This is a genomic window from Roseivirga sp. 4D4, assembly GCF_001747095.1.
GTDB lineage: Bacteria > Bacteroidota > Bacteroidia > Cytophagales > Cyclobacteriaceae > Roseivirga.
In genome coordinates this window covers 418,566-431,958 of record NZ_MDGP01000001.1, presented here as the reverse complement: position 1 = coordinate 431,958, position 13,393 = coordinate 418,566, and the positions used below count along the sequence as shown (strand labels likewise).

The 13,393-nt window shown below is 44.4% G+C and carries 4 protein-coding genes; 2 read left to right on the top strand and 2 right to left on the bottom strand.

Annotation, left to right across the window (positions count from 1 at the left end):
* Positions 1 to 114: 114 nt before the first annotated feature.
* Complete coding sequence (locus BFP97_RS01790; RefSeq protein ID WP_069840775.1) at positions 115 to 564, top strand: MarR family winged helix-turn-helix transcriptional regulator; 450 nt, start codon at positions 115 to 117, stop codon at positions 562 to 564.
* A 10-nt stretch (positions 565 to 574) separates the two neighbouring features.
* Positions 575 to 1,732 (top strand): MFS transporter, encoded by a 1,158-nt coding sequence (locus BFP97_RS01785; RefSeq protein ID WP_170827382.1) that lies wholly within the window; start codon positions 575 to 577, stop codon positions 1,730 to 1,732.
* A gap of 531 nt (positions 1,733 to 2,263) precedes the next feature.
* Here the strand turns inward: BFP97_RS01785 and BFP97_RS01775 are convergent.
* Both BFP97_RS01775 and BFP97_RS01770 read right to left on the bottom strand, forming a co-directional pair.
* Positions 2,264 to 2,692, bottom strand: coding sequence for a hypothetical protein (locus tag BFP97_RS01775; RefSeq protein ID WP_069840772.1), 429 nt, complete (start codon positions 2,690 to 2,692; stop codon positions 2,264 to 2,266).
* Positions 2,693 to 2,703: 11 nt separating this feature from the next.
* Positions 2,704 to 13,341, bottom strand: a complete 10,638-nt coding sequence (locus tag BFP97_RS01770; RefSeq protein ID WP_069840771.1) for an Ig-like domain-containing protein — start codon at positions 13,339 to 13,341, stop codon at positions 2,704 to 2,706.
* Positions 13,342 to 13,393 lie beyond the last annotated feature (52 nt).

Sequence of the window (13,393 nt, the reverse complement as noted above, 5' to 3'; positions counted from 1 at the left end):
GAGTGTTGAGTTAAAGTGCCAGTTCGACTAGTCGGACTGGCCTTTTTTTGTTGTGAAACTTGTAATACTGAATTCGTGTTACAACATTGTATTAGATTATAGATTTGAGTCAAAATGACCCTAGACGAACAATTGGTAAAAGGAACATTTCAGAACGATCATCATCAGACTCGTGTGAATATCCTATATACAGGTTATTGGTTGAGTCAGCAGATGACAGAGCAACTCAAACCTTATGGTATCTCATTGCAACAATTAAACGTTTTGAGAATACTTCGGGGTCAAAAATCTGAACCTATAAGTACCCTGGAAATCAGGGAAAAGATGATCATTGGCAATGCTGATGCCTCTCGCCTGGTAGATAAACTTTGTGCAAAAGGCCTTATTTGGAAAAGGCCCTGCCCTCATGACGGAAGAAAAATACAGGTATTCATAGGGGATAACGGTCTAGCGCTGCTCCAGAAGCTTGATGATGAAATGTCTGTTATTGATCAAATCACTGATAACCTTAATACAAAAGAACTCAAAGCACTTAATCAAATACTCAACAAACTCAGGGCCTAGGCCAACTCCATTGAAAAACAAACCAATTGTAAAGGCCACCATCCTGTTTTGCAGTATGATGACTGTAATGGCGGGGGCTACGATAGCGCCTTCATTGCCTGAAATGACGAAGGCATTTCCAGACAATCCTTCGGCAGAAACACTTGTAAAACTTGTCCTGACCATACCCGGCCTGTTGATCGCGCTCACCTCCCCTATTTCAGGTTGGTTCATTGACAAATTTGGTAGAATTAAACTATTGGCATTTATGCTTTTGCTATATGCTGCAGCAGGAAGTGCCGGACTTTACCTCAATACCTTAGTTGAAATTATCATAAGCCGGGCATTTCTAGGTATTGCTGTAGGGGGCATTATGACGACAGCCGTAGCGCTGATTGGTGACTATTTCGAAGGGAGTGAAAGACAGCAATTTCTCGGTACGCAAGCCGGAATTATGGCGCTGTCAGGGACTGTCTTTATCACTTTCGGGGGTATCCTTGCCGATATAAGCTGGCGCTATCCATTTGCAATCTATCTTTTGGCTTTTGTAGCCTTCCCTCTAGTGCTGATCTTCCTCAAAGAGCCTAAAAAGGTGGTATATGATGAGCTTAATAAAGCCGACTCATCGATTCCCAAATTAGCCTGGACTATTTTTATAATCTCCTTTTTGGGTATGGTAACCTTCTACCTGATGCCAGTTCAAATACCATTCCTAATGCAGGAGATCTCTGAGGTTGGCAATACAGAGACTGCCTTGGCCATTTCAAGCGTAATGCTTATCGGTGGTATTATGTCTTTTCAATACCCAAAACTAAAGATGAGACTCACACACTATCAGATTTATGGAATAACGTTCCTTTTTATGGGTATTGGTTACCTGTTAATTTCAACAGCAGACAGCTATTTGATGACGTTTCCAGGTCTGATCTTCTCTGGCTTGGGAGCTGGTCTTTTGATGCCCAACTCAAACCTATGTTTGGTCACTATGGCATCCCCTGAGAATCGTGGAAAGGTGCTTGGATTATTGACCACATTTATCTTTTTGGGACAGTTTGCTTCACCCTTATTCTTTCAACCGCTGGTGAACTACACTTCTATCAAAGGGGGATTTCTCTATTTATCAATTGCCCTAATTCTTGTCTCTCTTGTAGTGCTAGTTCGAAACAAACGCTTGATTAAACAATCCTAAAGAACTACTGGTCAAGCCATTAACATGGAACTAAAGTCGTTTATATAGCTAATATTCTTGTAGTTGGATGGATAGGCATTACCAGCTTATTCTATCCCAAAGTGGGTGTAACCGATATTTTCCAAAACAGCTATCCAAATTCTGAATACATAAGATTAATTGGATGTCTATGGCTCAGCATTGCACTCATTTCAGTACTTGGCCTATTCAAACCTATCACCTTAGCGCCAATTTTGTTGGTTCAACTCATTTACAAGAGTACTTGGCTATTGGTAGTAGCGCTCCCTTTTATAATTCCTTGGAAAGAATTGCTTTAAGGCAAGAACCTTTAAAACCTCAGAGAGGCCGAGGCTTTTATATTTTAAGATTAAGCTATCAAGAATGACATTCATCTTTATAGAATCCGTTGGATTCTATACTTAAAATTCCTACAGATTATTTTACATACAAAACACCATATGGTGGCAAAGAAAAAGGGTCTGCAAATCAAGTTTGCGGACCCTTTTCATAATTTAGATGGTCTTTGAAAGATTACTTATTCACTGTAACAGTGTAGTTACCAGCTATGCCAGCCCTTGTTGCTCCTGCAAAACTAAAGCTGAAAACAAATCTGTTCACCGTCAAGGTCTGTATAGTAATATCCAAACCATTGCCGTCAAGTCTTATGGTACGGGCTTGCTCATCGGTCCAGCCCCAAGTACCACTTGCGTTAAATAAGTCTGCTCCATTGCTAGTCTGGTAGGTGCCATCTGCAAAAGACAGTGAAAAACCTGGATAATTCGCACTTACATCTGTGCCATCAACCACAATACTACCATCTATCCCAAAGGTCCATTCACCAGCCAAGCTCTCAAAAGCTTCATCTTGGAATGACACACCTTCTGGATCGTCATTGTTACAGGCTGAAACCAGCAATATTGCCAGCACAAACATCATCGATATGTATTTCTGAATCTTCATTGGTGTCTCTTCTATCGTTTAATCATTACTTTTTTCCTTAATACTGACTTGCCGTCATTCAATACAACGATGTAGATACCGCTCGTGAAGCTCGACACATCGATGCTGATCTGAGTTTCTGTCACCCTCCCGCGTTCAAAAACAGGTTGTCCATTGATATCCGTCATCTGTATATCGATTGGGACGTTAGTTCTGTTCGGTAACTCTATATAGAGTGTTGTATTCGCTGGGTTAGGCGAGAATTTGACATCCGCTCTGGCCAAATCATCATCTGTTGAGGTCACTATCACACCTTCGCCATTTACCGGCAAGACCACGCTGGCCTGCTCTGTATCGGCTATGTTATAGTTGAATACAATCTGACCATTGTATTGCTGAGCAATTTGAGGGGTGAACACGGCTGTTACATCTTTGCTTTCTCCTGGACCTACAATCAATGAACCTGGGTCAACGCTGAAGGCTGTGGTAGTATTAATTACCCTCACCTCAGTAGACGCATCACCAGTATTTGTAACAGTCCAGGTTTTAGTATCGCTAAAGCCAAGAACAGTCATTTCAAAAGCACCATCGCCATCAACTACGATCACTGCTTCACCTACATTACTTATCGTTATTGTGAAGGCCTTTTCAAAGATACCACCATTCGCTCCATCATCTGTTCTCACCCTGATACTGTAGCTATCTCTGGTTTCAAAGTCGAAGACCGCTGCAGCTTTTAAGCTATTCCCATCTATTGTAAAACTTGCGTTATCAGCATCACCAGTACCTGATACTAATGAATAAGTATGGGTATCTGTTACATCAACATCAGTAGTACTGAATGTGCCTACTTCATCCCCAATGTCATTACGCTCATCTATACTCATAGAAGACAAGCTTATATCTGTTGGGTTATTATTGAACTGTCTTGAAATGCTATTGCTACCCGCTGCACTAGTATTACCAGCAAGGTCTGCTGCTACGCCTGCCGCAAGACTGACTACTACATCACCTGCAACTGTTGGGGTAATCTCTGCACTCCAGCTCTTACCTGCAATTACTTCAGTGAAGCTAGCAGCCGTACCGTTGGCAACCGTAATATCCGCTATTTCGAAACCACCAACAGACTCATCATATGTGAGAGTGACTGTAAATGGATCATTCACAACAGCCGAAGCTGAAGTGGATAGTGTTGGTATTGGTCTAACGCCATCTACCAATACAGCCGCTGTTGATGCAACGTTGTTGAGTCCCAATATGGCATTTACATCGAACGCATCTTTCATCGTTCCTCCATTTAGATTGATAGCTGAACCTACTGCTATGCCATCGGCATCCAGCTCACTCTCGAGTACAGTATACCTAAACACTAGAGTTGAACTGTTTGTGACAGATCCTACTAATGAAGCATTTACAACACTACCGCCAATGGTTATTGGGATAGTTGGCGTTCCAGTAACAGTCACTGGTAAAACCATGGTGATGGTAAAGTCCAGATTATCGCCAATACCATAAGTACCGGCATCTGGTACTACTACATTGCTCACAACTGATGCTGCAATGGTAGTAAAGCTCCAGTCTGTCGTATTACTGATCCCTGCATAGTCATTACCTGCTTGATCAACAACAGCGCCTTGACCTATCGTAACATAGACTTCCGTTGCCGGAGGCAGTGTGTTTTCCAGATCAATGGTTACTGTTGAACCTGATACAGTAACCTTGCTGCTAGAAACATCGAAGCTTTCCAGTATCGAATCATCACTTGATTTACGAATAGAGATATTATTACCACTCTTCACTACATCTTCTGCAAAGGTCAATACCAAATCTGTAGTTGGCAGTATATCTGTTGCATTATCCGCTGGTGACAATGTAGGAGAAGTGACTTCAGTATCAATGGTCACTGTCAGTACCTGACTCGCTGCTCCTGTATTACCTACTTGATCTGTGGCAATTGCTTTTACAGATATCTCTCCTGTCAAAGTCAGAGGTGAGGTGGTCAATGTCCACGCCCCCACTACATCTGCGGCAGTGACTCCAAAACTAACATCGTTGATAAATACCTCCACATCAGCATTGGCTTCGGCAGTACCATTGAATTTCAATGTTGTAGCATTGGTTAAATCATCACTATCACTTGCACCTGTATCAAAAGCTGCATCTAAATCTACTGTTGGTGCCGCTGGTGCAACTGTATCTACCGTGACACTCAATGCACTACTTTCCACACTAGTGTTTCCTGCAGCATCTGTTGCCTTGGCTGTTACCGAATAAACGGCATCTGCCAGCGTGGTTCCTTCATGGTTAAATATCCACTGGCCTGCACCATCTGCTGTAGTGGTGCCAATGCTCGTACCATCGATAAAGACTTCTATGGTTGCATTAGCTTCTGCAGTACCACTAAAGCTCAGTGTTGCATCATTTGTGTTTTGGTCTGTTCCATTGGCTCCTGTATCGTCAGTTATTGTACTCACTACCGGAGCATCAGGGGCAGCAGTATCAACAGTCACTGACAGTGCAGAACTGGTTGCACTGATATTGCCTGCTGCATCTGTGGCATTGGCCGTTACATCAAATGATCCATCTGCTCGGGCGCTGGTGCCATTATAAACCATGGTCCAGTTGCCAGAACCATCTGCATTGGTCGTTCCAACACTAACACCATCCACAAAGACTTCAACCGTACTATTCGCTTCAGCCGTACCATTAACATCTGGTGTATTATCACTGGTAATCTGATCAGCTCCATTGCTACCCGTATCGTCAGTTATACTACTTACTACTGGTGCTGTTGGAGCTGTCGCATCCTTGCTAGCACCATCGTTAGCTGTCGCTCCAATATTTCCTGATGGATCTGTTAAGGTGACTGATAAAGTAAGTGTACCATCGCTTAGACCTGATAGATCGGCTAAAGTAATCTGGTCGGTGGCTGTTGTAATAGTTCCTGTACCTGTCACGTCAGTTCCTCCACCATCAGAAGAAACCGTATAGTTATAGGTAGCACCTACTTCTGCTCCAGCAAAAGTGAAGGTTGAGGCAGTGGCTTCAGTTGCGTTGATCAAAGCATCATCCATTGTCACACTATAACCACTTGGAGGAGTAATGTCATCATCATCGATAATTGTAATGGTCTGTTGTTGTGTACCACTTTCTGATCCGTTTGTAACTCCTGTGATATCTACAATAATGGTTTCTGCTCCTTCTCCATCTGTATCATCTATTGCTGTGATACCTACTACAGCGCCTGCTGAGGTATTTCCTGCACTTATGGTAATACTCGTGCTTGCCGTGTTATTGTAATCAGTCCCACTTGTTGCAGTACCTGAATATCCCAAGTTCACTGTAACATCTCTGCCTGATACCGCTGAAAGGGTGGCCGTGATAGCACTAGTACCGGCATTTTCAGCAATACTGTTGTTATCTACACTCAAAGTAACCGTAGGCTCAGCATCATTGTCTTGAATCGTATAAGTCAGCGTAGTCTGAGCTCCTAGCGTAGCATTCGCAGGGTTGGAAAGGGTAAGAATGATGGTCTCATCATCTTCGTCCAACAAATCATCAATAATTCCTGTAAGCTGCAGTGTAAGGTTCTGATCTCCTGGATCAAAGGTGAAAGTACCATTCGCAAAAGTGTAATCCGTACCTGATCCAGTAGCCGTACCTGTGGCCGCATAGTCAACCGTAATCGTTTTGCTACTCACCGCGCTTAGTCCAATAGGCAAATCCTGACTTGGTTCACTCTCTGCCTGTCCATCTGTAGCCAGACCAAACTCAACTGTTGGGGCATCATCATTGTCCTGGATGGTATAGGTGTGAACCGTATTGGTACCTAAGGTCGCGTTGCTAGGATTGGATAATGTTACAATAACAGTTTCATCTACTTCGTCCAAAGCGTCATCTACTATTGAAGCAATCGTAATATTCTCGCTGACATCTCCGGCAGTAAAGGTCAAAGTACCATTGGCCAATGTGTAGTCCGTGCCCGATCCTGTAGCTGTACCAGTTACTGCATAGTCAACGGTTATGGTAAAATCACTTGATGTAGATAAGTCTACCTGCAAGTTAGTTGAAGCAGTTGCTTCGCTTCCTGAACTGGCCGTAGCGTTAAATGCTACCGTTGCCGCATCGTCATTTGTGATTGTTCCCGTAGCAGTAGCATCTGAGATCGTGCCGTTTTTACCTCCAGCCTGAAGGTTTGATAAGGTTACTGTAAAGGTTTCGTCAGCCTCGACTACATCATCATTAGACACAGTAACACTGAAAGTTTGCGTTTCGCCAGAAGTGTTCCCCGCAAATGTGAGTGTACCACTGGTAGCAGTATAATCAGAACCGGCTGATGCACTTCCATCACTGGTGGCATAATCTACAGTAAAGGCTTGATCTACCGACCCAGTCAAAGTAGTCGTGAACGTAAAGGTCGTTGTAGCGCCATCTGCATTCTCAACTTTCGTGACATCACCTATCGCTATGCTAGCAGCATCATCGTTCGTAATCGTATAAGTGGCTGCATCTGTAATGTCAACCTCATTCGTGGTCACCGCTGTGAACCCTAAATTTGTCATACTAATCGTAAAGGTCTCATCGGCTTCTACCTTAGTATCACCTAAGCCCTGAAGGTTAAGACTCTGGGTCTCTCCTGCCGTTCCAGTAAAAGTCAATGTAGAGCCTGCCGTTGAAGAGTAATCACTATCCGCTGTAGTTGCTGTACCATCTGTCGTGAACACATCAAAAGCAAAGCCACCCTGTACTGCTTTATCAAGTGTTGCAGTAATAGACTGACTACCAGAGTTCTCTGCGGCTGTCACATCAGCGATAGTCACCGTAGCAAAATCATTATTATTAATGGTATAAGTATGCACCTGATTGGTTCCTAATCCAGCATTGGTCGGATTTGACAAGGTCACAATCACTGTCTCATTAGTTTCAACAATCGCGTCATCTACAATGCCGGCAATGGTGATGTTTTCAGAAGTACTACCCGGGTTAAAGGTCAGTGTACCGTCAGCAAGGGTATAGTCCGTGCCAGAACCACTGGCCGTACCCGTCACTGCATAATCAACTGTTACAGTTACTCCACTGGCGGCATTCAGACTTACCGGTAGGTTTACACTCACAGTAGACTCCGCAGCATTACTGCTAGTCGCATCAAAGGCGACTGCTGTATTGATCGTAGTGAAATTCAGGGTAGTATTATCTGTAATTCCAGCGTAACTATTTCCTACCAGATCATCAATGGCTGTAGCCGCTATCTGAACAGCATAATTACTATTCAAGTCTAAGCTGTTGGTCGGGTTAAGCGTCAGTGTAGCTCCGCTAATCGAAGCTTGTGATCCCGGAGATGCAGCATCAATGGTGACAGTATTGGAAGCATCTGTCAAGTCAATGATCTCGATATTTCCTGTACCAAAAGCGATATCCTCACTAAAGGTGATGGTGATATTGTCTCCTATTCCTATATCCGTGCCGTCATCTGCTGGTGAAGTTGAGCTGATGGTTGGGGCTATTCCATCAATCACTAATGCCTTATTTGCCCCCAAAGAGTTAGCTGCTCCTGGTGTAGCTAAGGTAAGCGTAGCAGCATTACCGGCTCCATCGTTGATCGTTCCACCATTCAATGCAAGTGAATTAGTACCTGTATAGTCTAAGTCTGCACTGACATCGCCTGATTGTACCGTATAGTTAAAGGTTAGGATAGTTCCTCCTGAACCAGAAGTATAATTCACTGTTCTATCAGTAGTGCCCGTCTCTAAGGTAAGCTGTGGTGTACCCGTAACGGTTACATTCTCACTGAAAGTCACAGTTACTGCAATCACATCTCCTGCCTTGTAGTTTCCGTTGGCTGTGCTTGAACTCACACTCGTTACTGTTGGAACAACTCCGTCAACCACATGTGCCTTGTTCGCTCCTAGTGAGTTGGTGGCTCCCGGAGCGGGTAGCGTTAAAACAGCATCATTACCTGCCGCATCTTTCAGACCACCCCCGTTCAATGTCAAAGAATTTGTCGCTTTGTAGTCAAGATCTGCACTGACATCACCTGCTTGTACGGTATAGCTGAAAAATAGTGAGTTATTACCACTACCCGATGTATAGTTAACCTGTCTATCAGTTGTTCCTGTTTCTAGTTCAATTTGAGGAGTACCAGTTACCGTAATAGCCTCACTAAAACTGACATTGACATTAATGACATCACCTACTTTATACGTTCCATTGGCTGATACCGAACTCACGAATGATACTGTTGGAGCAACGCCATCAATAACTATAGCCTTATTCGCACCCAAAGAGTTGGCTGCTCCTGGTGATGCTAAGGTCAGCGTAGCAGCATTACCAGCTCCATCGTTGATCGTTCCTGAATTCAAGGCTAATGAACTTGTACCCACATAGTCTAAATCAGCACTGACATCGCCTGTTTGTACCGTATAATTAAAGGTTAAGGTAGATCCTCCTGAACCGGAAGCATAATCCACCGTTCTGTCAGTAGTTCCGGTCTCTAGGGTAAGCTGTGGTGTACCTGTAACGGTTACATTCTCACTGAAAGTCACCGTAACTGCAATCACATCGCCTACCTTATAGGTTCCATTGGCAGTAGTGGAACTTACACTCGTTACGGTTGGGGCAACACCATCAATCACGATGGCTTTGTTGGCACCTAGTGAATTGGCTGCTCCAGGTGTTGCAAGTGTCAAGGTAGCATCGTTACCTGCCCCATCTTTGATCGTTCCTGAATTCAAGGCTAATGAACTTGTACCCACATAGTCTAAATCAGCACTGACATCGCCTGTTTGTACCGTATAGTTAAAGGTCAATGTCGTTCCGCCCGATCCACTGGCGTAGTTGATCGTTCTGTCGGTAGTACCTGTCTCCAAGGTCAGTTGTGGAGTACCCGTAACGGTTACATTCTCACTAAAAGTTACCGTTACCGCTATTGCATCCCCAACTTTATATGTACCATCGGCAGTAGTGGAACTTACACCGGTGACTGTTGGAGCCGTAGCATCTACAGCAGCACTATTGGTCACAACAGAACTTTGATTGTTAATTGCATCCTCTTCATAAATAAACAAGTGATATGTCGTAGAAGCCAGCGTCAGACCATTCAGTGCAATCGTCTGGTTTGAACCGGTAACAGTCACGGCTGCATTGCCACTCGATACTACATTGGTGGAAGTACCTGACTGATCATTACCTGCTAAGATCTGAGCCTGGGTAGGTGTCGAAGAATTCGTAGTTACTACATAGTATAGCGTACCCGTCTCATTACTCTGATAGGTGATCTGTAAATCATCCGAGTCGGTTTGAGCTAAGGCCTGATTGGTCAATGTAGGTGCCGTAGCATCTACGGCAGCACTATTGGTCACCACAGAACTTTGATTGCCCACTGCATCCTCTTCATAAATAAACAGGTGATATGTCGTAGAAGCCAGCGTCAGACCATTCAGTGCAATCGTCTGATTGGAACCAGTGACGGTCACGGCTGCAGTGCCACTCGATACTACATTGGTGGAAGTACCTGATTGATCATTTCCTGCCAAAATCTGAGCCTGGGTAGGTGTTGAAGAATTCGTAGTCACCACATAATAAAGCGTACCGGTCTCATTACTCTGATAGGTGATCTGTAAATCATCCGAGTCGGTTTGAGCTAAAGCCTGATTGATCAAGGTAGGGGCGGTATTATCTATGGTAGCACTATTGGTCACAACAGAACTTTGATTGTTAATTGCATCCTCTTCATAAATGAACAAGTGATATGTCGTAGAAGCCAGCGTCAGACCATTCAATGCGATCGTCTGATCGGAACCAGTGACAGTCACGGCTGCATTGCCACTCGATACTACATTGGTGGAAGTACCTGACTGATCATTACCTGCCAAGATCTGAGCCTGGGTAGGTGTTGAAGAATTCGTAGTTACTACATAGTAAAGCGTACCCGTTTCATTACTCTGATAGGTGATCTGTAAGGCGTTACTGGCCGTCTGGGCAAGCGCCTGATTGATCAATGTAGGGGCCGTAGCATCCACAGCAGAACTATTGGTCACCACAGAACTTTGATTGCCCACTGCATCCTCTTCATAAATAAACAGGTGATATGTCGTAGAAGCCAGCGTCAGACCATTCAGTGCAATCGTCTGATTGGAACCAGTGACGGTCACCGCTGCAGTGCCACTCGATACTACATTGGTAGAAGTACCTGACTGATCATTACCTGCCAAGATTTGAGCCTGGGTAGGTGTTGAAGAATTCGTAGTTACTACATAGTAAAGCGTACCCGTTTCATTACTCTGATAAGTGATCTGTAAGGTGTTACTGGCCGTCTGGGCAAGCGCCTGATTGGTCAATGTAGGTGCCGTAGCATCTACAGCAGCACTATTGGTCACAACAGAACTTTGATTGTTAATTGCATCCTCTTCATAAATGAACAAGTGATATGTCGTAGAAGCCAGTGTCAGACCATTCAGTGCTATTGTCTGATTGGAACCAGTGACGGTCACCGCTGCATTGCCACTCGATACTACATTAGTGGAAGTACCTGACTGATCGTTACCTGCCAAGATCTGAGCCTGGGTGGGTGTTGAAGAATTCGTAGTTACTACATAGTAAAGCGTACCCGTCTCATTACTCTGATAGGTGATCTGTAAGGCATTACTGGCTGTCTGGGCAAGGGCCTGATTGGTCAATGTAGGTGCCGTAGCATCTACAGCAGCACTGTTGGTGACCACAGAACTTTCATTACCCACTGCATCCTCTTCATAAATAAACAGGTGATATGTCGTAGAAGCCAGTGTCAGACCATTCAGTGCTATTGTCTGATTGGAACCAGTGACGGTCACCGCTGCATTGCCACTCGATACTACATTAGTGGAAGTACCTGACTGATCGTTACCTGCCTTGACCTGAGCCTGAGTGGGTGTTGAAGAATTCGTAGTCACTACATAGTAAAGCGTACCCGTCTCATTACTTTGATAGGTGACCTGTAAATCATCCGAGTCGGTTTGAGCTAAAGCCTGATTGATCAATGTAGGCCCGGTTCCATCATAATCGAGACTCAGCGTGTTAGAGGTTGTATTGCTATTCCCTGCCTGATCAAATGCCCTACCTGCTCCAACAGACACCTGTACATTACCATTACCCGCAGGCGTAATATTAACCGTAAAGCTAGTACTGTCAGCAGAAGCAAAATCACCAGTTGTACCATTCACAACCGTAAGGTCATTCTCCTTCATATTTTCAGCTTCTGAATTGAAGGTGATGGTAACCGGAATCGGGTTATCATTGGTAGGGTCTGTAGAGGTAGTAGTTATTGTCACCGTAGGTTGTGTTACATCTATATTGATGCTTAAGCCAGAGGAAGAGCCCGAGGTATTACCGGCTGCATCCGTAGCCGTAGCTGTAATGGTATGTGCACCCGCTGTAAGTGTTGAAGCCATGATACTCCAGTTACCACCTGTGGCAGTAGCACTCCCAATATTACCGTCTACGTTTGAAATCAGGTTGACAGTAGAACCCGCCTCAGCAGTGCCTTCAAAAGTAGGGGTCTGATTGTTGGTTAGATTATCTGACGTGGATCCTGCGGTATGTTCTTCATTCCCTGAATCTGTAGCAGTAGTCATATCAGGGGTGCTGGGGGCTGAGGGGGCATCTCTATCCACCGTGTGAGTTGCACCTGAGCTGAATGCCGCAACATTTCCGTTTGTCCCATTACCATTACCGGTGTCGTCAGTGATGTTGGTTGAAGCCTTGAGGTCAAGCCTTATAGAACCTGTACCTGTTATAGAACTGACAGTAACTGTAATTGGGTCTCCTGTGCTTGCACTTACGGCTGAAACCGTACCCGTGGCTGTTCCAGATGCTGTAGAAACCGTAAAGTCATCGGTACTGACATTATTAGCGTTTTCATCAAAATCTACTGAGAAAGTCATAGAGGCGTCAGCTGCACCAGGTGATCCGCTGACGGTAATGCTTGAAACTACAGGAGGGTCTGTATCACCTCCGAAAGTTGATCCAGTAAAATCCCCTACAACATCACTAGGAAAGGTAAAACTAGCAATACTCCAAGAACCTAATGTGTTCACATCACTGGCAACGGCACTCAGAGTACCACTAAAACTTGTGCTCCCCGTATACCTGGCTTCACCATCGCCTAAGTTTAAGGCATTCGTCCCATCAGTTAATCCTGTACCCGACAATGTAACGACAGTAGCACCATCGAGTGCTAAGTTTCCAATTGCTGATAAAAATGTACCAGGTGAGGCCCTTGTGCCTGTAACCGCGTAGATTTGTTCGGCTGTTACGCCAGTGCTAAATCCACTTTCGGCCTCTACGGCAGTTCCTTGATTTGCTGAAATCCCCGCGCCATTATCATCGGCATCGGTGATGGTTATTACGGTTCCTTTTGATATGGTTGACCCTGTCGAATTGGTCCACGTCACTTCCCCTTCACTTGAGACTGAAGCGAAAGCAGACCCAGTCCACCCTTCATCTATAAACCTGATGACCTGACCAGCGGTACAATCATCGAGCAACACGAAGGCGAATCCATCATCATTATCATGAAATGCCACAAAAGCGATATCGCCAACGGCATCAATAGAGCCATTATTATTTTGTGCTTTCAGAGGAATTAGGCCAAATAGGCAAAAAATGACTAGGACAAGGAGACGTGTAAGTTTCATGTTTTCTGGATGATTTAGTTGATAGATCTCTTGTAATAAAAGCTTTTCAATA